We start from the raw sequence: 23,423 nt of genomic DNA, 5'->3' as shown, positions 1-23,423 counted from the left end.
CAATCGTTGCGAAAACAGCCCTTTGTAAAATTATTCTCTCACCATTACCTTGTCACTGCTTTGATAAATGGCATCGATAATTTCTGAAACCTGCAGAGCACCTTCAGGCTGAACAATCAGTTCTTCTTCATTCAGACAGGCTGCTATGAAGTTTTTTGCCTGAAGAAGACCGGGGTCTTCCTCGCCGGGAATCCAATTCGGCTCTGAATTGAAAAGCATGTTAAATTTCGTGGTATACAGTTCAAACGGGAAAACATTTATGCCCCCATTTACCCCTGAAATGCTTAAATGCTCCTCATCATCTCTGATATTTGTTGCCCATGACGTTTCAAACAGCAGAGATGCCCCGTTCTCGAATTTAATATAAGCTGTTACATGATCATCCACATTAAAGGTTTGGTAATCATAATCCCCCCATAGATTGACCTGATTGGGAATTTTGCTTAGGGCATTGTAAGTGCTCCCTGACACATCGATGTGTTTAGGGTTACCAATCAGCCATAAGGCAAGGTCAAGCAAGTGGCAGCCATAATCAATCAAACTGCCGCCCCCCTGAAGTTCCTTGTTCGTAAATACTCCCCATCCCGGTACTTTCCTTCTCCTTAAGCCTTTAACACGGACTACAAGTGGAGTACCTATTTCGTCTGTCAGCATAACTTTTTTAGCTGCCTGGGACTCCTTCATAAATCGGTAATGATACCCGATCGCCAGTTTCCTCCCGCTTTCTTTTTGAGCCTCAAGCATTTTTTGGCATTCTAGCGAAGACAATGCCATTGGTTTTTCACATAATACATGAAGTCCCGCTTCAAGTGCTGCTATGGAAATTTCCGCATGGAATTTATTTGGTGTACAAATAATAACCGCATCAACTTGATCAAAAAGTTTTGTATAATCATCACAAAAAAACGGGATTTCAAATTGCTTGGCAACATCCTCAGCACGATGAATATTAATGTCGCTTACGGCTGTAATTTCGGCTTGATCTGAAAATTGAAGAAAAGCAGGGATATGTCTTCCTGTAGCGATACCTCCAACTCCGATTATGCCGATTCGGAGCTTTATCATACTTGAACACCCAAATTGGTTGTGACAAATTGCCGGGTTTCATTTGACCGGAGCGCAGCAAGAATAACTTCAAGAGATTTTAAGCCTTCTTCTCCCGTAATAAGCGGATCTTTATCACTTAAAATAGATTCAATGAAATGTTCTACCACAAAAGAATTGGCTTGGCCGCCTTCTTCATTGGACTGGATTTTGCCTAGAGAGTATTTAACAACTTCTCCATTTGCATATTGAGCCACTAGTGAATATTCAGGATCTTCTTCCAATCTTAAAATCCCTTTTTCTCCATATATAACTGTAGAGTTGTCTTCCTTACCAGTATAGGCCCAGCTTGCTGCAAGCGTGCCAATTATTCCGCTTTCTGTTTTCATGACACATACTGCATTATCATCCACATTTGCAAAATCTTTTGCACTTGTTTCAACAAAAGCCCCTACTTCAGCAATTTCCTCTCCAAGTACATAGCGAAGCAAATCTGTTTTATGTACTCCAAGGTCACCCATAGCGCCAATGAATGCTTTATCCTTTTGAAAGAACCAGCTGTCTTTGCCGTCAACGCTCCATCTTTCCGGTCCAGCGTGGCCGAAAGCTGTCCGAAAGCTGTATACTTTGCCAATATCTCCATTTTTGATCAGCTGTCTTGCTTTTTGATGGGATGGTACAAGCCTCTGATTATGGCCGATCATAAGCTTTTTATTTGCCTTTTTCGCAGCATCTATCATCTCTTTGGCTTCTTCCCTGCTTGTTGCCATTGGTTTTTCGCAAAGTACATGAAGGCCTGCATTTAGAGCAGCAATAGAAATTGGAGCATGCAAGTAGTTCGGCGTACATATACTGACTGCTTCTACTAGCCCGCTTTCAAATAGTTCCTCATAGTGTTTAAAAGCCTTGATTTCATATTTTCTGGCAATTTCGTTGGCTCTTTGTTCATTAATGTCACATACAGCAACAAGCTCAGCTTGTGCGTTCATTAAATACTCAGGAATATGGCGATGCTGGGCAATACTTCCGCAGCCAATTACAGCAACTTTTAATTTAGTCATTTTACTTCCCCCAGTTTATCGTTTAGTTAGATCCAATAGCTTCAAGCGGTTTTGCATTCCCATAAACCGGACGTGCACGGTTTACTGGAGCGGCCCATTGAACAGCATTCCTGATCACTTTTTGAATCTCCTTGTTATGGTATGTCGGATAGGTTTCGTGTCCAGGCCTGAAGTAAAATACTTTTCCATTTCCTCTTTTATATGTGCAGCCGCTGCGGAAGACTTCTCCCCCTTCGAACCAGCTCAAAAAGACCAATTCGTCTGGTGCAGGAATATCAAAATGCTCCCCATACATTTCTTCTTTCTCAAGCTCAATGTATTCTCCAATGTCTTTTGTAATCGGATGGCTTGGATCCACTACCCATAAGCGTTCCTTTTCATCTGCTTCCCTCCACTTAAGGTCGCAGCCCGTTCCCATTAGTGTTTTGAAGATTTTTGAAAAATGCCCGGAGTGAAGAACAATCAATCCCATTCCATCAAGAACCCGATTTTTAACCTTTTCTACGATATGGTCACTTACTTCCTCATGCGCGACATGACCCCACCAAATCAAAACATCAGTAGAATTCAGCAATTCATCAGACAGACCGTGATCTTCCTGATCAAGAGTAGCTGTTTGAACTGAGTGGTTTTCTTTCAAAAAATTTGAAAGAGCACCATGGATGCCTTCTGGATAAACAGCTTGTACCTCGGGATTCGTTTTTTCGTGTCTGTTTTCATTCCATACTGTCACATTCATTATTAGCACATCCTTTTATTTTCTATGTATCAATCTGTCTGCCCGTCTCCTAATCTATTACTTTGTTTGACGTGCGACAGAAGATTCTCTAATGATCAATTCTACAGGAAGAGTTTCTTTAAGCGGTTCTGAATTACCTTGTTCCATGGCTTTAAAAATCATAGTAGCGGTTAACTGCCCTTTTTTAAAAATATCCTGGCGGACAGTACTCAGGCTTGGTGTTAAATACTGGCTTACACTTAAGTCATCGAATCCAACGATTGAAAAATCTTCAGGTATTTTCATACCATTAGATGAGAGCGTTCTCATAATTCCCAAGCTGAGTGTATCAGATGTAGAAAACACTGCGGTAATGTTTTGCTTAGACCTCAATATATCGTTTCCTGCCTCTAAACTTGATTGAAAAAAATTGCTGACACTATCAAAAACAAGACTTTCGCGGAATGGAACTCCAAATTCTTTAAGAGCTCTTTTGTAGCCAAGAAACCTTTGATGATCAACAGGACTTTTGGAAATATTAGTGAGTGCCATGGCAATACAGGTATGCCCGAGCTCCAATAAATGCTTGGTAGCCAGGTACCCTCCCTCTTCATCCGCTATGTTCATCGTATGAAAATTACCTGAGACACCTTCATAATAATCTACTAAAACAATCGGTATATCAGCAGTTTCGGCAAGGTTTTGCACGACGGATGGAAACGAGCCCATCAGAACCAAACCATCCAGGTTCCTTTTATGCACCCATTCTTCACTTTCTTCAGCATTTTCAATTCCTGTCAAAAGAATATCATAGCCATGGGTACGGGTTACCGATTCAATACCGCTGATAAATTCGTTGTAGTAGGGATTGCTTTGAAGTACCGGCAATAAGGAATCTTCATTCCAAATTTTCATGATTCCAATAAGCTTAGATTTCTTACTGGATAAACTGACAGCAGTAAAGTCAGGCCGGTAATTCAACTCTTGTATTGCTTTTAAAATTTTTTGTTTTGTTTCAGCAGAAACCTTTTTCTTGCCATTCACAGCATAAGAAACAGAAGCTGGAGAAACGCCGGCATGTTTGGCAACATCTCTGATGGTTATTTTTCTCTTCATAACCCCTCCTGGTTAACCGGTTAACTTCACCTAAATTTTATTCTATTACATGAAAAAAAACAATAGCTTTTTTCCATGTTTTCAATTTATTCAGAAGACCGTTAAAATTTTAAATGTTGGCTCTGTTAAACTTGGCTGCTGATTGCAGCTAGCAGGCACTCAAGCTTTAGCAGGCTTACCTTAGAGACTCCTTGTCGCTTTGCTCCTGCGGGGTCTCCCTTGACACGCTTTTCTAAGCAGGAGTCTCAGCACCCCCTCCAATCAACAAGGTGTAAAAATCAGCCTTAAGCTTTTCTGAGCCTAAATGATAAAGCCCTTCCATGTGCCTGCTTGAACATTCCGTTTATTTATTTTCCAGGCTCTTTTCTTAAACCTTGTTGTTTTTTCATGCATTATAGTGAAATAGAGCAAGAATACACCTGCGAATTTTAAGAAAAGATGCCATAAAGCTAATCTTTATGCGTGTTCGTACGAATAGCAACAATCTTGGTGAAAACAGCCTTTCGTAAAAAGGCGCAAAAAAAGAAGACTGACATGATCAGTCTTCACTTCCTTTATTCTCTTCACGCTGAATGCTTTTTATCGCCTGGTGCAAACTTGAAAAAGAATCAGCCTGCTTAAAGTTCAAGCCTAACTGAGTCATTGTAATGGCGAGTTCAGGCCTTACACCGCTTATTTTGCTTGTAATACCGGTGATGCGAAGCCCTTCAAGAACTTCAAAGATCTGCTGCGCTACCATAGTGTCCATAACTGGAACTCCTGACAAGTCCAAAATCAAGTATTCTAATTCAAGTTCAACACTCTTATTCAATGCCGTATTCATTAACAGCTCCGCTCTTCTTGTATCAATATCTCCAACAATCGGAAGAATTCCAACTCCCTCTTCTATCTTAACAACAGGGATCGCCAGCTCATCAACGGCATCCTGAGCTGTTTGCATTTGGTTTTTATAGGCTCTCATATAGGAGATGCTTACAAGCTGGATAGCGAGATCAACTGTCCTATCAAAAGAAGAGATAAGTTTGTAAAAATCATCCATCGTCAAGGATTGTTGCTTGGCTTCTTGTTTAATCAGCTCACCAATGCTTTTTCTTGTAAATCGAACTTCATGTATAGCAGCATCAAGCGGAAGGTCCATTTCTACTAATCTGCCTGCAAACTCCTCTCCCCATTCCTTCATTTTATCAATTGAGGCTTCAGGCTTGAGGGTTAGCGTTTCAGCATAAATTTTGGTCAAAGTAAGCCGCCATGGCGTTAAATCTTCAGAATAGCGTTTCCCGGAAACATTATTATTAAAGGCTTCTTTTTCAAGAAGCTGCAATTCTTTTAAGATCACTTCCGTAAAGCGTTCGTAATTAATTTTAGTTGTATCATCCATGAAATGGCCTCCTTGCTACCAAATTCCTTTTTCTATTTTAACGCTTCTTAATAAAAGAACCAACATATCAAGCAAAAATTCCTGTTTTTACCAGAAAAGGAGGAAGGATATTGCACTATTAATTTCTTTAAACAGGAAATATGCTAGGATGCACTTGCGAATTTTAAGAAAAGATGCCACGAAGCTGTGTTCGGGATTATACGAATAGCAGCAATCTTTGCGAAAACAACCAAAAATAAATCAAAAAACTTTCCAAATAATCTAAATTTTAATATAATTGCAAACAAACCAAAAGGATGGGGGAAACTAAAGTGAGTTTAACATCTAATGTCAAGGTAAGAGAAAGTTTAAAAGATCAGGTGATTGATTGGCGGAGACATTTTCATCAGCATCCTGAATTATCCTTTCAAGAGGAAAAAACGTCTCTATATATTTATGAGACCCTTTTATCATTTGGAAATCTGGAAGTTTCCCGTCCAACTAAAACAAGTGTCATGGCTCGGCTGATTGGGAATAAAAAAGGAAAAGTACTGGCGATCCGTGCTGATATGGATGCTCTTCCAATTGAGGAGGAAAATGACTTTGAATTTGTCTCAGTGAATCCGGGAGTTATGCATGCATGCGGACATGATGGCCACACGGCAATGCTCCTTGGAGCTGCAAAACTGCTGTCCGAGCACAAAGGTGATATCAGCGGGGAAGTCCGCTTCCTCTTCCAGCATGCAGAAGAATTGTTTCCGGGAGGAGCAGAACAAATGATTGAGGCAGGTGTAATGGATGGGGTTGATGTCATCATCGGTACTCACCTTTGGTCACCTCTTGAAGTTGGAAAAATTGGCATCATTTATGGTCCAATGATGGCTTCTCCTGACACATTTTATATCACAATTAAAGGAAAAGGCGGACATGCAGGACTGCCTCATGATTCAACAGATAATATAGCCATTGCAGCTCAAGTTATTACCAATCTGCAGCATATTGTTTCGAGAAATACAGATGCGACTGAACAGCTGGTTGTATCCGTATCGCAAATTAACGGTGGAAGTGCTCATAATATTCTGCCTGAGGAAGTTAAAATGGTAGGAACTGTTCGAAGCTTTAATCAAAATTTAAGAGAAACGATACAAGATAGGATGGAAGGAATTGTAAAAGGGATCACCCTGGCTCATGGGGCTGATTATCGCTTTGAATATGAGTACGGTTATCGTCCAGTCATTAATGAAGAAAAAGTTACCCGCTTTCTGCATGAAACAGCTGAAGAACTTTACGGTAAAGAAGGTGTAGAACTAATGAAGCCAAGTATGGTAGGCGAAGATTTTTCTGCTTTTCTCCAAAAGGCGGACGGCTGCTTCTTTTTTACTGGAGCGGGCAACAAAGACAAAAACATTATCTATCCTCATCATCATGCCAAGTTTACAATTGATGAAGATGGACTGGAAATGGGTGTACAAATGTTTGTCACTGCTGCATTGAAAATGCTGAAGAGTGAAGTTAAGGTATGAAAAAAACCTGCTGGCTGGCCCTTCTCCCCTTTATCGGATTTTTTGGAGGAATGACATTTGCTAATAGAGTAGACCCTTATGTACTTGGCATGCCCTTTTTAATTTTCTGGATTATTCTTTGGGTCATCCTGACTTCTGCGATTATGGCTGTTATTTACAGTTTGGATCCATCAAATAAGGAGGAAACGGAATGATTGCATCTCTGGTTATCCTGCTCTTTTTCCTTCTTGTTTCCTTGTATTTAGGTGTCAGGGCAAAACGAGGGAAGGATATGGACCTTGAGCAATGGTCTGTGGGCGGAAGAGGATTCGGCACATTGTTTGTCTTTTTGTTAATGGCGGGTGAAATTTATACGACCTTTACATTTCTCGGAGGCAGCGGATGGGCATACGGGAAAGGCGGCCCTTCCCTTTACATCCTTGTTTATGGCACCCTAGCTTATGTGCTTTCTTACTGGCTGCTTCCTCCCATCTGGCGCTTTGCAAAGGAAAACAGGCTAATTTCTCAGCCGGATTTTTTCACAAAAAAATATAACAGTCCGGCTCTCGGTATTTTAGTTTCGGTAGTTGGAGTGGTTGCCTTAATTCCTTATTTGGTCCTTCAGCTGAAGGGGCTCGGAATCATTGTTTCAGAAGCATCCTATGGAGCTATATCCCCTGCAGTGGCTGTATGGATTGGCCTCTTTACCATTACATTGTACGTTATGATTTCAGGAATTCATGGTTCAGCATGGAATGCTGTGCTAAAAGATTTTCTCATTCTTTTTGTTGTCGTATTTTTGGGAATCTATCTCCCGATTCATTATTTTGGCGGAATTCAGCCTATGTTTGAAGCTGTTCAGGCTGCAAAACCGAATTTTTTAATTCTTCCTGATAAAGGAATGAGCATTAGCTGGTTTATTTCTACTATTGTGCTGACTGTATTTGGCTATTACATGTGGCCTCATACTTTTGCTTCTACCTATACAGCAAAAAATACAAAAGTGTTTCGTAAAAATGCCGTATTCATGCCTCTTTATTCCATCGTACTTGTGCTCGTCCTTTTTATTGGATTTACAGCAATTACAAAAGTACCTGAACTTAACGGAACAGATGCAGATCTCTCTCTTTTCAAGCTTTCAATTCAAACATTTGATCCATGGGCAGTTGGGTTAATTGGTGCCGCAGGGCTATTAACTGCACTCGTTCCAGGTTCAATGATGCTAATGGCTTCTGCAACGTTATTGGCTAAAAATGTTTATAATGTCATTGTTCCTGGGGCAACAGACAAACAAATTGCTTCTATTGCAAAATACATGGTGCCTGTCATTGCATTGATCGCTGTCTTTTTCACTTTTAATGGAGGAAATACGATTGCTGCCCTTTTATTGATGGGGTACAGCCTTGTTACTCAGCTCTTCCCTTCTTTATTGTTCAGCTTAGGGAAAAGACCGCTTGTCACAAAGCAAGGAGCTTTTGCAGGTATTGTTGCAGGAGTTGGTTTTGTGGCCTATACCACTTTTTCAGGAGCAACAATAGGAAAATTGTTTCCAGCACTTCCGCAGGCTTTAAAAGATTTAAACATCGGGATTATTGCTTTAGGTCTTAATGTTATCGTTTTGTTTGCTGTTAATACTTTCACAAAAACTCCAACAATAAATGAAAGCCATGAAAAAAGCGTTTTATCTAAATAAATACAACGGGACCTGATGGGAATACCATCAGGTTCTCTTATCATTTACTAATTTGAATCACCATTCTAAGGTATAAAAATTTAAAAATGAAAAAGATAAAGCTGCTCTGTATTAAAACTGCACCTCCTATTGTTGGTTGTTTTTAAACTATAAAGGTACAGTTCATATAAGCAAGCGGCAGCCTTCTTATGGCATCATCTTTATTGATCCGCTGGATGATAAGGCAGTTCCATCAGCCGGATTAAATATTCTTCACTCACACAGCCAGTGGCGCCGCATATAATTTCATCCAAATAACTTTGAGGAGGTGTAATTTCATTTTCTTTATGGATGACAAGGAAAGTAAGAACATCCTTCAATTCTTCCCCATTGATCTCAATGTCAACAAATGCAGGCCTGTAAACCCATCCAAAAACCCCTTCCCTTTTATAGAGGTACTTCAATGCGTCCTGGCTGATTTGATAAACCTTCCCTTCAACAAGTCCACCAGTTTCTACCATATCTGCTCGGCCTCCGTCTGGGGCACGGCGTGTAAATGCCAAGTCATATCCGTCTGCAGCTCCTCTTCCAAGGACATCTTTAAAAAAGTGATCGACACTGTGCTCAATGAATCGCTTTTCATCCATGCAGGAACCATAAGCAAAATAATAAAGGACCGGCTTTTCTAAATACAAGTGACATTTCCAGTCATTGTATGTAACAGGATCCATCCCTTGTGCTTTATCTTCATCAAAAACATAAGTTTGTGCTTCCTTTTCTCCAAGATCTGTATGAACCACAATGGACATGCGTTCGTAATCATTTGTTTTTCCTTTTCCAGCATAACCCTCCAGTTCATCGATGCGCTCAAGTTCCTCCTTTGAAACCTGAATCAGTTCACCATATGCTCTATTTCCCCCGCCAGGAACAAGTACTGGATAGCCATTACCGGTATCAAATAAATCACCTTCCACAAAGCATTGTCTTGAAAGTGTTTTTGCATTTTTTACAAAATTCTCATTCTCCATTTGGCTTCTTAATGTTCCATAAACAAAAAGGTTTTGTAACTCCTCATTCATTTAATTCAACTCCTAATTGAAAGAAAAATCTTTTAGATTTAGATAATATTTTATTATAGGAACGCACGTCTCCCGTTATTCCAAAGATTTTACTTGCAGCCTCTCGATAAGTACATTCAGCCCGTTTTCCTTATGCTACTTCCTCCATCAGTTCGGATTTTCCAATAATATACACCTATTAGTACGAATCCAATGAATACAAACGCCGCTCCACCTAAAAGGCCCACAAATCTATTCTCCATGATTTCAAGCAGGGCTCCTGTTCCGAACATCGAAAGTCCAAGTAAGGTATTGGAAATTGTTGCTAACAATCCGAATATTTTTCCTTGATGTTCGACTGGTGTTTCTTTCATGACAACAGTATCAAAACATGTATTGCCTATTCCTGACAAAAAAGCAATATTGATGTAGATCAAGAAGGCCGCCTGATAGAAGTAAACCTGACTAAGCAGCATTAACAGCAGACCTTCTATAGCAAGCGCCAGTAAACCGACTAACACAAGGTTTTTTTTCAATCTGTCTGAAAAAGCAAAACTAAGCACCAATCCTATCCCCAGCGAGCCATAAAAAAGCCCCACTCCTAAATCTCCTAGTTTAAATTCCTCGACTGCATAGATACTGATCAGCACATTATCTATTCCATTGAATAAGGGGATCAGGCATTCTAATAGAATAACAATCAGCAAAGAACTTGAAGCAAGGAGCATTTTTCTTAAGGGTAAAGAGGATTGCACCCGTTTCCCTCTAAAGCTCTCACCGTTTTCTTTACGTTCCTTTCTTGGAAGAAAATATAATATACTGGCTGCTATACCAAAAGAAAAGCCATTGATCACAAAAGTCAAATTAGGTCCAAAAAAATAAGTCAAGATGCCCCCTGAAAAGGATCCAGCGATGAGGACAATGCCGAGCTGTACTTGTTCCAAGCTATTGATTTTAACAAGATTTCTTTTCTTCGTCAGGGAGGGGATCAGTGATTTTCTCGAAGGAGCGTAGACATCCAAGTGCTAGCATAAATGAGCTTGCATAGATAATCCAAACATCTGAAGAGCTTTTTACAAATATAAATGAAATGGCAAAAAAGATTCTGATCATATCAGTCACGACCATAATGGTTCTTTTCGGCAGTCTGTCAGCTAAATAACCGCCAACAGGTCCAAAAAATAAAAATGGAACAAGTCTTATTGCCATCGCCAGGCCAACTGTCATACCTGATCCTGTTATTTTTAATAGAAGAGCAAGCATAGCCACCTGGCTGAACCGGTCTCCTATACCGTTGACAACCCCTGATAAAAAGAGCTTTCGATAATCTTTTTCCTCTTTTAATAATTGGATGATCCCCATATTACACCCCATTCAATTAGATGTTTATCTAATTAGTTAGTCAAAAAAATGCATGGTCTGCGGCTCTCTGCTGCTGAGAACAAACAGAAGAGAACCTTTCCTTAAAACAAACCATTAGTCAATCATCCAAAGCTCAGGAGGATTCATTTCATATTTGTTATTTTGACGATACATAAATTGATTCATGACAAGCTCTCTCCTAAGTGTTGCAAAATCTTCATGATAACCTTTAAGAAATTCATTGATTTCTTTTTCTTCATATACAACACCTTGCTTTAATCCTTTAACCATATGAGTCATCACAATAATTTTCTTTTTCCTCTGGGCAGGAATTTGTTTAAGTCTTCCATCAGGCGTAAAGAAATTTTTTATCACCTGGTGATGGTCTGTTTGTTTCATCGTTTCACTCTCCTTCTCCGAAATTTCAGAAACCATTCTGAGTATGGCTGTTGCACTGAATTCCAGTTTCTTTTGATTAAGAGAAAAATAAATGGTATTTTTCTCTCTCCGCTCAATGATTAATCCGATCTCTCTCAGCTTCGCCATGTGGTGTGTGATCGTAGGCGGTCTTAATCCAAGCTTTCCTGCAATGGCCTGCCCATGCAAAGGGCCGTTTTGAAGGAGCGCCAGAATTCTGATCCTTGTTGGATCGCCTAATGTTTTATGGAAATTAACCAATCGATCTAATTGCAAAAGTTACACTCCCTTTCATCTAATTAGATAATAATCTAATTAGATGAAATCATCAATCCCTTTTCTAAACTTTTACATTTTTTGCTCATTCAAGGAATTTCAAAAATAGTGACTTCTAAAAAAAACCCTCTTTTATATGCAAAAAAAAACGTTTGGAAAAAATCCAAACGTTTTTTTATTCAACTTTTTCTTACCCATTACTGCACATGAACAAACAGCCTTCTATTCAATCATTAAGCTATCTTCAAAAAACCTTCACCGCAAAAATTCAGATTTAGAGACCTAAAGAAACATATTTCACTTCGAGGTATTCCTCAATCCCCTGTTTTCCGCCTTCACGGCCCAGCCCGCTTTCTTTCATTCCTCCAAATGGTGCTTGTGCTGTAGATGGAAGTCCATCATTTAGTCCTACAATTCCATATTGAAGCCCTTCAACAATTTTGACACCCTTTGAAATGTTTTCAGTAAAAACATAGGCAGCAAGCCCGAACGGGGAATTGTTTGCCCTCTCAATAGCTTCTTCCGCAGACGAAACTTTTGTCAGCGGCGCGACAGGTCCAAACGTTTCCTCATTCATGCAAAGCATGTCATCATTTGCTTCACTAATGATAACGGGTTCAATAAAATACCCTTTTGAATCAGGAGCCATTTGTGGACCTTCTATAATCTTTCCGCCTTTTTCTTTTGCATCATCTATGTGCCTTTGCACCTTTTCCATTGTATCCTGATCAATCAACGGTCCAATCGTTGTTCCATCATCAAGCCCGTTGCCCACTTTCAGTTTGGCTACTGCTGATTGGAACTTGCCGACAAACTCATCGTATACCTTTTCATGTATGTAGGCTCTGTTCATGCAAATACATGTCTGCCCTGAATTACGGAACTTGGATGCTACCATTGCTTCAGCTGCTTTTTCTAAATTTGCGTCATCCATCACAATAAATGGAGCATGTCCTCCAAGCTCAAGGGAGATTTTTTTCATTGTATCTGCAGAACCTTTCATCAAGGTTTTGCCCACTTCTGTAGAGCCTGTGAAAGAAAGTTTTTTTACACGACCATCTTTCATCCATGCTTCACTGATCTCTTTTGAAGAACCAGTGACCACATTTAAAACTCCTTTTGGTATTCCTGCCTCATGTGCCAGTTCAGCTAGTTTAAGAGCTGTTAAAGGAGTAGCAGAAGCTGGTTTAACTACTGCTGTACATCCTGCTGCAAGGGCTGGCCCTACCTTTCTAGTAATCATCGCAGCAGGGAAATTCCATGGTGTAATAGCAGCTATAACTCCAACTGGCTGTTTGATAACAAAAAGGCGTTTGTTACCAGCCGAAGCTGGAATCGTTTCGCCATATACGCGTTTCCCTTCTTCTGCAAACCACTTTATAAAACTGCTTGCATAATCTACTTCACCAATTGCTTCTTTTACCGGCTTTCCTTGTTCCTGTGTCATTAAATGGCCAATTTTTTCTCTGTTTTCTTTAATTAAAGATACCCACTTTTCCAGGTACTCTGCCCTTTCATAGGCAGTAAGAGCAGACCAGCCTTCTAGTGCAGCATGCGCAGCGTCTACCGCAGCTTCAGCCTCTTTGCTCCCGCCTTTAGGAACAGTGGCAAAAATCTCCCGGGTAGCTGGATTTTCTACCTTAATTGTCTCATTTGAATTAACCCATTTACCATTCACATAATTTGACCACGATTTCATGAAAAGAACCTCCTTCAATTTAATCTCCCTTTAAAGAGTATGTTCCACTTTCCATGCTTTTGCTAAACATTTAGAAGAATACTAGCCAATAAACCTTGTCAAATGGTTTATAACTTTTCACATAGGGAAAATTATAATAGACTGTCTTCTAATAGGAGTTGTTTGATATGTACGGCAAAAAAACATTATGGTTCGTGGCTGGAATCGGCCTTTTTGGTGCTCTGGCTGCAGCTGAGTTCGTTAAATTCAAGAATGCTGTTAAGAAAACGCATGAAGAAGACGAAAAGTATTGGTAACTGCTCCATAAACATTCTGTTTTTGCTGCTAAAATTCCTTTTTTGGCAGCTTTTCTTCATTAAATATAATTGCATAAATAAAAGAAAGAACCCGAAAATTCGGGTTCTTTAAGCCTGCTTGGAACGTTTTCGATAACGGTATTGCTGCCATTGGAACCGAATGAAACAGCCAATGCAGAAGCCGAGGATCGCAATAAACGCTGCAAGCGCGACCAGTGCAGTAAAAATATAGGCAAGGATCATCCAGTTCATCATGTATCCTATTAAGCTGAGAATTAAACAGCTGACAGCGATCAATTGGTTGAATTGCTGCTGTTCAAAGTCTTCCTGTCTATATTCTGAAGGAGGCCTGCGCAAAAACCATTTAGCGGTTTTCATGACTGGATTGAATTTAAAAAGGAGCCCCATTAGCCCGGCAAGCAGCGGAATTAGGAGGAGCATTCCCCATCCAGTTACCCATACTGCTAAAACTGATAAGACAATGAACCATTGATTCGTTAATACAAGCGGTTTCGGGATGGTATTCACTATATCCCACCTATCTGATTGGAATATGTGTATTTTACTCTTTATTAAACGATTTGTGAAGCAAGCAGCTCTTTTGAAAACTATCTTGTTAAAGTGATGTGATTTAATGCTTGTTCGAGATTTGCTTTCACTTTAAATTGATCCATTTTTACACCAAGATTAACCATTGTTTGAGCTACCTCAGGACGAATGCCTGTTATAATTGTTTCAACACCTATAAGCAGAAGTGCGTCGATTACTTGAAATATTTGCTGGGCTACCATTGTGTCCACGATATAAACTCCGGAAAAATCGAATATTAAATGAGTAAAATTGTGTTTCGATGAATGCTTTAATGTCTCTTCCATTAGAAATTGTGCTCTAGCAGTATCTATATTACCAACTAAAGGCAATATTCCAACACCTCTTGTTAATGGAACCACAGGTACGGATAATTCTAAAAATGCGTTTCTCGCATTCTCCAGTGCTTTTTGGTGAAATTGGACATACGTCAAGCTAAACCAATAAACAGCTTTATCCAGAAGAGGATCAATAATAGAGATGATTTTAAAAATGATAGATGGAGAAAGCTTCAGTGCATCTGCTTCTTCTTCAATAGCTTTCCAGATATAATCCCTGTAATAACCAGTATCTTTTAAAGCTTCATCTAGTGGTACGCCCAAATGAAAAAAGTATTCACCTTGTTTTTTGCCCCACATAAAGACTTTCTCAGTCGATATTTTACGATCTGCATGTTCAATTAGAGCTTCTCCAAATAAATGAATGAAACTCGCTCTAATCTCCATAATGTGGGGTTCAAGCTGCATAAAATCCCTTTTTTGCTCTTCAGTTAATATGACTCCTGCCATTCTATCGTCATGGACATGTCTGGCAATGTTTTGTTTCTTTCGTAAAATCATTTCCCCGATACGCTGCAGTTCCATCGTTATTCCCTCTCCCAAAAAACAATTGTAGGATCACATTCAATATTTTTAGCAAAAAATACAGATGAAAATATCCTTACTTCCCAACAAGCATATACCAAAGCTTAATCTGCTATTATACATAATTCATTAAAAATAGGCTCTGTTATACTTGACTGTCGATTGCAGCTAGCAGGCACTCAAGCTTTAGCGGGCTTACCTTAGAGCCTCCTCGTCGCTTTGCTCCTGCGGGGTTCTCCCTTGACATGCTTTTCTAAGCAGGAGTCTCAGCACCCGCTCCAATCAACAAGGTGTAAAAATCAACATCATGCTTTAACTGAGCCAAAAAATAAATAATTATTTTCCTATTTATTTTACTAACTTGCACAATTTCTTTCAATCTATTGTTCAATGTGGTTTCAGCCGTATTTTTATACTTAAGCCATTTTAAATTTAGTAATTAAATTTTGAAGTTCTTCTGCCATTTTGGCCAGCATGATCGCAGAAGAGGATATTTCTTCTGTAATAGCAAGTTGTTCCTGGGAGCTTGCTGCAGTTGTGTGGGCACCAGATGATACAATTTTGGCTTCTTCTGAAATAATTTGCATGACTTAGTCACTTGATTAGTACTTTCGATTATATATTTCATGGCATTGATTGTGATGTCAATTTCTTTTGAGACAACGTTAGTTGAGTTAATTATATCATTAAACGAAGTTCCTGCATTTACAATAATGCTCCCTGACGCAACCTCGTTCGTTGCTTTATCCATTTTGAACTGCATTAACGGCGGACTGCTGAATAACAGAAACCAAAGAAGAAATTTGTTTAGCTGAATTAGCGGATTGTTCTGCCAGTTTACGAACTTCATCAGCAACCACTGAAAATCCTTTTCCCTGCTTGAGGCAAGCAGGTTGGAAGCCATATTAACCTCATGAATTTAAAGAGCTTATTTTCATTTTATTTTCCTCCACAATGGACTCTGTCGAATATAGCACATAGAATTTAGTTATAAAATACTATTAGAGGGAAAATATGAAATAAATGTCGAATCATTCAATATATTAAGCAAATAATGATTTCAGATTTTTGATTACGCTTCTTTATAATAGAAACTACTCCATTTATTTAATAAAAGGCTTTGTCAATTTCATTTAATAAATAGTTAACTCTCAAATTACAAATCTTCCCAAGTATGATTTTGTAAATATAGATTGAAAAACTTGCAGAAAAATGATATTTTGGAGTATGGCTAAGTAACCCACTTTTCAGGAGGTATTTTACTTGAATGCAAGGTCTGAAAGATATAAAAAGAAAAAGAAGGTAAGATGGGGAAGAGTTATTTTCACCCTATTCCTAATGATGCTCCTTGTTGGAGGAATATATGCTTACGCGCAATACAATAAAGGAATTGCAGAAGCGAAAAATGAAGCTCCAGTCAAAGACATTGCGGCTGCGAAAGCTTTTAAAGGCAAACAGCCTGAAAAAGGCAAGATAAATATTCTTTTGCTCGGAAGTGATTCAAGAGGCGAAAAACATGCGCGATCCGATTCAATTTTGATTGCCCAATATGATCAAAACACTCATGATTCAAAGCTAGTTTCCATTATGAGAGACAGTTATGTAAATGTACCAGGTCATGGAAAACAAAAAATTAATGCTGCTATAGCTTTTGGCGGACCAGAGCTGCTTCGCCAGACTATAAAAGAAAATTTTGATGTGGATATCAACTATTATGCAATCCTCGACTTTAAAGGTTTCCCTAAAATAGTCGATACAATTGCACCGGATGGAATTGAAGTAGATGTTCCGCATACAATGTCCAAAAATATTGGGGTAACAATACCGAAGGGAATTCAGAAGCTTCATGGCAAAGAGCTGCTTGGATATGTCCGTTATCGTCATGACAGCCAGAGTGACTTTGGGCGTGTAGGAAGACAGCAGGAAGTTATGACAAAGCTGAAGAATGAAGCAACAAGTTTAAACGGGTTTTTAAAAATACCTGAACTGCTTGGTCTTACGATTCCTTATATAGATACAAACCTTGACCAAAATATGATGGTTTCGTTAGGAACAGATGTTATAACCGGGCAGTCGAAGGATATACAAAAATTCCGCATACCTGAAGATGGCACCTTTGAAAACCGTCAATATGCCGGTAAGGGTGATGTTCTCCAAATAGATATTGATAAAAATAAAGAAGCTCTGAAAAATTTCCTGGATGGAAATTCCTAAATTGTACAAAAAGAATGCCTGATGGCATTCTTTTTTTATATCCATATCCATAAAATGGTTAATTATAGTAAAATAGAAGTGTTGTTAACTATGCCAATAGGAGGTATTTGAATGGAGCCCAATTTTCAATTTTACGACGGAAGTGTGCTGCCGCAATCTGTTGAGGATGCAAAAAATGAGCTTTCTTCTTTAACAATCACAGATGAAATGAGAAAACAGATTTCAGGCAATCCTTATTCAGGCTATCAAAAAGAAACATAAGCGTAAAAAGCCGACCCGTAAGTACAAGGAACTTACGGGCCGGCTCTTCTATCTTCAGCTTTTTTCTGAAGCGTCATCCTATTGTCGAAACTCTCTCCATCTTTCTCTTCACACGCTGAAGCGCATTATCAATGGTTTTTACAGGACTTTTCAAATCTTCTGATATTTCCACATAAGATTTCCCTTCCATGTAAAGAGCCAAAACACTTTTTTCCAGGTCACTCAGCAATTCTGCTATTTTTTGATCAAGGTCTGCGGTTTTTTCCTGATTAATCAGACATGCTTCAGGATCCATCATTTGTGCGCCGGATATTACATCAAGCAGCGTGTAATCTGATTCTTCCCCATAAATAGGCTTGTACAATGAGACATAGGAATTAAGAGGAGCATGCTTTTGGCGGGTCGCCGTTTTGATTGCAGTAATAATTTGCCTTGTTATGCAAAGCTCTGCAAATCCTTTAAAAGAAGTCAGTTTATCTGATTTGTAATCACGGATCGCTTTAAATAATCCGATCATCCCTTCCTGTACAATATCTTCCTGATCTCCGCCAATTAAGAAATATTTGCTCGATTTTGCACGGACAAAATTTCTATATTTATCAATTAAATATTCTAATGGATCTATTTCCCCTCGATGAACCAGTGCCACTAACCTATCGTCATCCATAAACATATAGCTTTCCTGCACATAAACTTCACTCATTTTTGTCAGCATTAATATCCCTCCGCATAACCCAGTTGAATAACAATCTCCCTACCCGAGTTGGCATTTGCCATCCTTCTACTAGTTTAATAGTAACCGAAGTGAGCCTTGAAAGATATTTGCAAATTCAGACTAATACCTTCAACATACACGAAAAATCGATAAAATTCTACCTATTCTAAAAAACCTCTTCACTATCCCTGTCCCAATCTCAAACAAGATGTCGATGAAAAAATTGCATGTAAAAGCTTTCACACCTACAATGAATAAGAGGAAGAGAAATTAAATCATGAAGTGAGGTTTTATTAGTGGGGACTATGCCAATTGAAAAAAGAAAGATTACAAGCAGCCGGCTTATATTGGGCTGCATGGGATTTGGCGGGAACTGGGATTACAGCCAGCTTACAGATGAAGACGTGGCAAAAACAGAAAAAGGCATTGATGCGGCGCTTTCTTCAGGAATAAGTATGTTCGACCATGCCGATATTTACAGAATGGGAAAAGCCGAGGAAGCTTTTGGGAGGGTTTTGAAAAAAAGTCCCGACCTTAGAAGCAAAATGATCATTCAAAGTAAATGCGGCATACGTTTTGAAGACGATCATGCCCCTGGAAGATATGATTTTTCAATAGAACATATCGAAAGCTCCGTTGATAAAACGCTAAAAAGGCTTTCCGTTGATTATCTTGATATCCTGCTTTTACATAGACCCGACCCTTTAATGGAGCCAGAGGAAGTTTCTGAAGTTCTTCTTCAGCTAAAACAGTCAGGAAAGGTTCGTTATTTTGGTGTGTCTAATATGAATAAAAGCCAAATGGAATTACTTGAAGATCATTTAGGAGAACCGTTAATCGTCAATCAGCTTGAAATGAGCCTTAATAAACTGGACTGGATTGATCATGGAGTTCATGTGAACCAAAAAGCCGGAGCACAAACCCAATTTTCAGATGGCTTGCTTGAATATTGCATGCTCAACCAAATTCAAATTCAGGCATGGGCATCTTTAGCAAATGGAATGTTCTCAGGAAATGAAAAAGAGAACTTAACTGAGGCTGAAAGAAATACAAAACAGCTAGTTGCTAAAATGGCTGCTGAAAAAGAAACTTCCAGAGAAGCGATTGTTCTTGGCTGGTTAATGCGCCATCCTGCGAAAATTCAGCCGGTTATTGGGACAACAAACCCTGAGAGAATTCGCAGCTGTGCAGATGCGATTCGCATTTCAAAACTAATGACACGTGAAGAATGGTATTCTCTTTATGTTGCTTCAAGAGGAATCTCTTTACCTTGATATTATGGTTTTTTACATTTAATCTAACTGAGTTCTTGTGAAATAGCTTAACCCCTCCTCTTTTGAAGGGGTTTTTCATTTGTCTAAAATAATGGATTCAAATCCTTTTTAATTCCCTGTTCAAATTCATTCCTGATCCAATTTGATAAAAGCCTGGTTTAATGGATAGAGCTATCAATTTCATGAAGCAGTTCAATGAAAATACATTTCTTTGTTTGTTATACTATTGAAGAAGCTACAATTCAGTATGTTCATTAACATTCATTAACATTAAGAATTATAGTTAAAATATTATAGGCTCCAATATATAACAATACAATTTATTTTTCTACTATTTTAATTTAAAAAATAATTTCGATAAAATTTTTGAAATATAGTATTTATATTTTGTGCAGCTTACATTTATCATATAAACTTGTTTTCCCAATGCCTAATAGCTTGGCAGCTTCTGCCTTATTGCCATCAGAAGAAAACAATGCTTGAAGAATAGCATTTTTTTCAGCCTCGGCTACTGTTTCTTTTAATGAGCGGAAAGGCTGATTGTGTAATGGAGCAGAATGATGAACAGAAATACTGTCAAAACTTCTATTTTCTGTTTCTTTATCTTGCTGAAGATACAGCGGAAGATGTTCAGGCAAAATGGCTGTTCCATCAAGAATATTCACTGCCCTTTCGAGAACATTCTCAAGTTCTCTAATATTACCGGGCCAAGAATGGCGCTGCAGATTGAAAATAACTTTTTCTGATAACTGCAGGTTTTTCCTATGAAATTTTTTTTCTAGTTTTCTAAGGAGCATGTTTGAAATGGGCACGATATCTTCTTTTCTGTTTTTTAGAGCAGGGATATCAATTTTTATTACGTTTAGTCGGTAGTATAGATCCTGTCTGAAAAGGCCTTCTTGCACCATATCCTCTAAATTTCTATGAGTAGCAGCAATCACTCTGACATCAATAGGAATAGGAGATCTTCCGCCCACTCGCTCAATTTCTTTTTCCTGCAGTACCCGAAGCAGCTTAATTTGCATTTGAAGCGGCAGGTCCCCAATTTCATCAAGGAAAATGGTTCCTCCATTAGCAAGTTCGAACTTTCCCTTTTTCCCACCTTTTTTAGCCCCTGTAAAACTTCCTTCCTCGTAGCCGAATATTTCAGATTCAAACAAGTGCTCAGGAATTGATCCGCAATTTACCCTCATAAAAGGGGCATATCTTCTGCTGCTCGTTTGATGAATAGAGTGGGCAAATAATTCTTTGCCTGTTCCAGAGTCACCCAATAAAAGAACTGCCGAATGGCTGTCTGACACTCTTTCAGCGAGCCTCTTTGCAGCGAGAAATCCAGGACTCTCCCCAATCAGATCACCAAAATGATACTTGCTGTATAGTTCTTTTTCAAATTTTGTCTTATAGTAGTTCAGCTCTTCCAAAATCGGCTGAATTTTTCTTGAATAGTCAACCCACTCCTGCGGGTTGCGGAACATAACAGTCCCAACTGCACCAACAGTCTCCCCATTAACAACAAGAGGATATCTGTTGGCGATCATTTCACTCCCGTTAATTGGATGAATCGAAGCCACTTCGGCCTTGCCCGTTTTGACCACAATATGCATCCTTGTATTTTCAATAACATCCTGTACAGGCTGTCCGATTGCATTTTCTGCAGTCACCCGTAAAAACTCACAATAAGCTGCATTAAGGTAAAGAATTTTCCCTTCACGATCGATCACTACCATGCACTCAGCAGCAAGGTTAATAATTTCCTCCAGCCATTCAGATGGAATATTATTTAGCTTTCCTTTCATAGGTCGCTTCACCCCTCTTTTGTTGCCGTTTACATTTATATGATTATCTTAAGATACTTCTCTTTGTTTTATCAATAGCTGCAAATTTTTCTTTTTTTCTATTATTTATATAACACACCTAAACATTTGGATGCTATACTTAATTGAATTTGGAACTTGTTCCATTCATTTACTTTTAAAGAAAAGGATGAAAATACGTCATTGAAAATGCTTAAGATTATTCTTGCTTCAGCGATTACAGCTGGCGGAACACTTACAACAATGCCCGCACTTGCATCAAGTCCACCAAAGTCAGTGTTGACTCAAGGCGAACAACTAAGAAAGCACACAACTCAATATAATCAAGTTATCCTTACTGGAAATTTGGTTAAACTGAATGATCTTTATGATGGTTTCACAGGTCTCCTTATAAAAACTGAAGCTATGATAGGAAAAACTCCTGGTAAAAGTAATCGTCAAAAATTGAATGAACAATATATAAGGGCAGCTAAAATAGCAAAAGAAAGAACGATTTACGAAGTTTCAGAATATCGGCTGATGAATTATATTGAAGGAAAATTGAATCAAGCAAATATAGAAACAGCTCAAAATGACTTCTCAAAACTTAAACGATTGCATCAAAGAAGTGTTAGTATTAAGAATTCAGGAAGATATACCTTACTTCCTCGAAGTATACAGCAATCTCTTGATAATAGAGAAATTTTGCTAAACATGAAATACAAACAGCTAATAGATTCTCTTGATCCAAATAACCCGGACTATCTATTTCCAAAATTGACAGAGTTGAAAAACCACTGGCACATTCTTAATGAAACTGAAAAAAAAGACATCGTTCAAAAAGACGCTTGGACTCTTGTCGGAGATACAAAATATCTTGGCTATTTACCTAAGCATCTGGCGTTTTTATATCATTTGTCTGGTGACTCCGATTATAAAGAAATGGTCAAAGACATCATTACGCTTTATTCAAAATTTTATCTGAAAAATAACCGCCTCCAATCTAAGGATTATCAAAAAACGGGCTGGTGGTACCGTGATCAGTTTGCAAGAGACAATAATGGATTATTCGAGGCCTATAAATATACTGGTCTTACGGAAGTATTGAATTTCGTAGATAACCAAGCGACTTTATGGGTAAATCAAGTTCAGCGCGGAGAGAATAACGGCTATATAGTGTTTCCTTACGGCATTTCAGATGAAGGAAAGATGGGGCCGCTCGAGATCAACCCAAATCAGAATCTTCAAGTAGCATCCCTTTTTTCCGAATTATACTGGGAGCCTAAGTCCAAGTTTTATCGCAGCCAAACAGCTATGGATATCGTTATGAACGAAACGGGAGCTGTTCTCTCTTTACAAAAGCCGAACGGTTCTCTTCCTCTAACTCAAAACTTGCCATTAGTTGAAGATACAAACTATGGAGGCTATTCAGGGAATATGCTATATCAGCTGGCACAAGTGTGGGGAAATCTCGCATGGGTCAAAGCTTCTGCGGATATTGGCCACTGGCTGTACAAAGAGTATACGATGGATCACCCATGGAATATGCCTGCTGATGCACCAAATTACGCCATTGATCGAGTCGGCAGCTTTAACCTGATCAGCAGAACACTTCAATTTTATGCAGCAGGCATTCCGGATCCTTACGTTAAAAATTGGATTAAATTTGCAGAAAAACGATTCCCTGATGAAAAGCTGTATCTATTGGATCGATGGTACTTTTTTCAATCTATTCCTCGAGACTATCTTGATGAGCGAATTATTCGAAAAAATCAGCTTCCTCCCCGAATTTTTAGTGATGCTACTGCAGCAGAGGCTTCTGTAAGAATCATTGCAGAAGAACTTAAAGAAACAAACATTAAAATTATTAACATTGAAAATAATGAAGTGGCAGAATCACTTTCAATACCAGAAGATATCCGCCAACCGATATCTTTAAAAAGGGGAACCTATGAGCTTCAGACAGAAAGCCGAGAGGAAAACGGCAAAATAACAAAAAATTCTTTAAGGATTATTATTTCTGAAGACAATACTCTATTCCAGTTGAATGTTATGCTATTCGATCGAAATCATCGGTTTTATCAGAAACTTAAATAGTTTCATTAACTAAATTTAAACCAATATTAAAAAAACTGAC

The 23,423-nt window shown here is 38.7% G+C and carries 24 protein-coding genes; 8 read left to right on the top strand and 16 right to left on the bottom strand.

The window, feature by feature from the left end; translation table 11 throughout:
- Positions 1-30 precede the first annotated feature (30 nt).
- The 5 genes from ACOT8F_RS00755 to ACOT8F_RS00735 all read right to left on the bottom strand — a co-directional run bounded on the left by ACOT8F_RS00755 (position 31) and on the right by ACOT8F_RS00735 (position 5,317).
- Entirely contained in the window at positions 31-1,065 is a 1,035-nt protein-coding gene (locus ACOT8F_RS00755) for a Gfo/Idh/MocA family protein (protein ID WP_421649644.1), read from the bottom strand.
- The gene (locus ACOT8F_RS00750) at positions 1,062-2,105 is read right to left on the bottom strand and encodes a Gfo/Idh/MocA family protein (RefSeq protein ID WP_421649643.1); all 1,044 of its coding nucleotides are present in this window, start codon (positions 2,103-2,105) and stop codon (positions 1,062-1,064) included. Before ACOT8F_RS00750 ends, ACOT8F_RS00755 begins: the two co-directional genes overlap by 4 nt.
- A gap of 22 nt (positions 2,106-2,127) precedes the next feature.
- Positions 2,128-2,847: a ThuA domain-containing protein gene (locus ACOT8F_RS00745; RefSeq protein WP_421650014.1), complete on the bottom strand. Its 720-nt coding sequence runs from the start codon at positions 2,845-2,847 to the stop codon at positions 2,128-2,130.
- 54 nt (positions 2,848-2,901) lie between these two features.
- Complete coding sequence (locus tag ACOT8F_RS00740; protein ID WP_421649642.1) at positions 2,902-3,939, bottom strand: LacI family DNA-binding transcriptional regulator; 1,038 nt, start codon at positions 3,937-3,939, stop codon at positions 2,902-2,904.
- A gap of 538 nt (positions 3,940-4,477) precedes the next feature.
- On the bottom strand, positions 4,478-5,317 hold the full coding sequence (locus ACOT8F_RS00735; protein WP_421649641.1) for an STAS domain-containing protein: 840 nt from the start codon (positions 5,315-5,317) through the stop codon (positions 4,478-4,480).
- Positions 5,318-5,628: 311 nt separating this feature from the next.
- On the opposite strand from ACOT8F_RS00735, the gene ACOT8F_RS00730 reads away from it, so the two are divergent.
- Genes ACOT8F_RS00730 through ACOT8F_RS00720 form a run of 3 tightly spaced genes read left to right on the top strand, consistent with a single transcriptional unit; the run spans position 5,629 to position 8,491 of the window.
- Positions 5,629-6,819 (top strand): M20 family metallopeptidase, encoded by a 1,191-nt coding sequence (locus tag ACOT8F_RS00730; RefSeq protein ID WP_421649640.1) that lies wholly within the window; start codon positions 5,629-5,631, stop codon positions 6,817-6,819.
- Positions 6,816-7,013 carry a DUF3311 domain-containing protein gene (locus ACOT8F_RS00725; RefSeq protein WP_421649639.1) on the top strand — a complete coding sequence of 66 codons (198 nt, stop codon included), beginning with the start codon at positions 6,816-6,818 and terminating at the stop codon, positions 7,011-7,013. The genes ACOT8F_RS00730 and ACOT8F_RS00725 overlap by 4 nt, the downstream gene beginning before the upstream one ends.
- Positions 7,010-8,491: a sodium:solute symporter family protein gene (locus ACOT8F_RS00720; protein WP_421649638.1), complete on the top strand. Its 1,482-nt coding sequence runs from the start codon at positions 7,010-7,012 to the stop codon at positions 8,489-8,491. Before ACOT8F_RS00725 ends, ACOT8F_RS00720 begins: the two co-directional genes overlap by 4 nt.
- A 200-nt stretch (positions 8,492-8,691) precedes the next feature.
- Here the strand turns inward: ACOT8F_RS00720 and ACOT8F_RS00715 are convergent, their stop codons facing one another.
- The 5 genes from ACOT8F_RS00715 to ACOT8F_RS00695 all read right to left on the bottom strand — a co-directional run bounded on the left by ACOT8F_RS00715 (position 8,692) and on the right by ACOT8F_RS00695 (position 13,282).
- Complete coding sequence (locus tag ACOT8F_RS00715; RefSeq protein WP_421649637.1) at positions 8,692-9,549, bottom strand: gamma-glutamylcyclotransferase family protein; 858 nt, start codon at positions 9,547-9,549, stop codon at positions 8,692-8,694.
- Positions 9,550-9,665: 116 nt separating this feature from the next.
- Positions 9,666-10,550: an MFS transporter gene (locus ACOT8F_RS00710; RefSeq protein ID WP_421649636.1), complete on the bottom strand. Its 885-nt coding sequence runs from the start codon at positions 10,548-10,550 to the stop codon at positions 9,666-9,668.
- Complete coding sequence (locus ACOT8F_RS00705; RefSeq protein WP_421649635.1) at positions 10,483-10,890, bottom strand: MFS transporter; 408 nt, start codon at positions 10,888-10,890, stop codon at positions 10,483-10,485. The genes ACOT8F_RS00710 and ACOT8F_RS00705 overlap by 68 nt, the downstream gene beginning before the upstream one ends.
- A gap of 114 nt (positions 10,891-11,004) precedes the next feature.
- Positions 11,005-11,583, bottom strand: coding sequence for a DUF2087 domain-containing protein (locus ACOT8F_RS00700; RefSeq protein ID WP_421649634.1), 579 nt, complete (start codon positions 11,581-11,583; stop codon positions 11,005-11,007).
- Positions 11,584-11,857: 274 nt separating this feature from the next.
- On the bottom strand, positions 11,858-13,282 hold the full coding sequence (locus ACOT8F_RS00695; RefSeq protein WP_421649633.1) for an NAD-dependent succinate-semialdehyde dehydrogenase: 1,425 nt from the start codon (positions 13,280-13,282) through the stop codon (positions 11,858-11,860).
- Positions 13,283-13,449: 167 nt separating this feature from the next.
- Here ACOT8F_RS00695 and ACOT8F_RS00690 point away from each other — a divergent pair, with 167 nt between their 5' ends.
- Positions 13,450-13,578: a hypothetical protein gene (locus ACOT8F_RS00690; protein WP_421649632.1), complete on the top strand. Its 129-nt coding sequence runs from the start codon at positions 13,450-13,452 to the stop codon at positions 13,576-13,578.
- Positions 13,579-13,686: 108 nt separating this feature from the next.
- Here the strand turns inward: ACOT8F_RS00690 and ACOT8F_RS00685 are convergent, their stop codons facing one another.
- The 4 genes from ACOT8F_RS00685 to ACOT8F_RS00670 form a co-directional block, all read right to left on the bottom strand.
- Positions 13,687-14,106, bottom strand: a complete 420-nt coding sequence (locus tag ACOT8F_RS00685) for a DUF4395 domain-containing protein (protein WP_421649631.1) — start codon at positions 14,104-14,106, stop codon at positions 13,687-13,689.
- A gap of 80 nt (positions 14,107-14,186) precedes the next feature.
- Positions 14,187-15,029 (bottom strand): STAS domain-containing protein, encoded by an 843-nt coding sequence (locus ACOT8F_RS00680; protein ID WP_421649630.1) that lies wholly within the window; start codon positions 15,027-15,029, stop codon positions 14,187-14,189.
- A gap of 416 nt (positions 15,030-15,445) precedes the next feature.
- Entirely contained in the window at positions 15,446-15,616 is a 171-nt protein-coding gene (locus tag ACOT8F_RS00675) for a hypothetical protein (RefSeq protein ID WP_421649629.1), read from the bottom strand.
- A 156-nt stretch (positions 15,617-15,772) separates the two neighbouring features.
- On the bottom strand, positions 15,773-15,889 hold the full coding sequence (locus tag ACOT8F_RS00670) for a hypothetical protein (RefSeq protein WP_421649628.1): 117 nt from the start codon (positions 15,887-15,889) through the stop codon (positions 15,773-15,775).
- Positions 15,890-16,292: 403 nt separating this feature from the next.
- On the opposite strand from ACOT8F_RS00670, the gene ACOT8F_RS00665 reads away from it, so the two are divergent.
- The gene (locus ACOT8F_RS00665) at positions 16,293-17,243 is read left to right on the top strand and encodes an LCP family protein (protein ID WP_421649627.1); all 951 of its coding nucleotides are present in this window, start codon (positions 16,293-16,295) and stop codon (positions 17,241-17,243) included.
- A 111-nt stretch (positions 17,244-17,354) separates the two neighbouring features.
- A complete protein-coding gene (locus ACOT8F_RS00660) occupies positions 17,355-17,504 on the top strand; it encodes a hypothetical protein (protein WP_421649626.1) in 150 nt (49 codons plus the stop codon).
- 73 nt (positions 17,505-17,577) lie between these two features.
- Here ACOT8F_RS00660 and sigH read toward each other — a convergent pair whose 3' ends face one another.
- The gene (sigH, locus tag ACOT8F_RS00655) at positions 17,578-18,207 is read right to left on the bottom strand and encodes an RNA polymerase sporulation sigma factor SigH (RefSeq protein WP_421650013.1); all 630 of its coding nucleotides are present in this window, start codon (positions 18,205-18,207) and stop codon (positions 17,578-17,580) included.
- 308 nt (positions 18,208-18,515) lie between these two features.
- Between sigH and ACOT8F_RS00650 the strand changes: the two genes are divergently transcribed.
- Positions 18,516-19,493 (top strand): aldo/keto reductase, encoded by a 978-nt coding sequence (locus ACOT8F_RS00650; RefSeq protein ID WP_421649625.1) that lies wholly within the window; start codon positions 18,516-18,518, stop codon positions 19,491-19,493.
- A 380-nt stretch (positions 19,494-19,873) separates the two neighbouring features.
- Here the strand turns inward: ACOT8F_RS00650 and ACOT8F_RS00645 are convergent, their stop codons facing one another.
- Positions 19,874-21,289: a sigma-54 interaction domain-containing protein gene (locus ACOT8F_RS00645; RefSeq protein WP_421649624.1), complete on the bottom strand. Its 1,416-nt coding sequence runs from the start codon at positions 21,287-21,289 to the stop codon at positions 19,874-19,876.
- Positions 21,290-21,490: 201 nt separating this feature from the next.
- Between ACOT8F_RS00645 and ACOT8F_RS00640 the strand changes: the two genes are divergently transcribed.
- Positions 21,491-23,383, top strand: coding sequence for a hypothetical protein (locus ACOT8F_RS00640; RefSeq protein WP_421649623.1), 1,893 nt, complete (start codon positions 21,491-21,493; stop codon positions 23,381-23,383).
- Positions 23,384-23,423: the final 40 nt, after the last annotated feature.

The organism is Chryseobacillus diguaensis (genome assembly GCF_049220665.1).
GTDB lineage: Bacteria > Bacillota > Bacilli > Bacillales > Bacillaceae > Metabacillus_B.
Note: the sequence above shows the minus strand (reverse complement) of the source record. Positions and strands in the feature narration are given on the sequence as shown.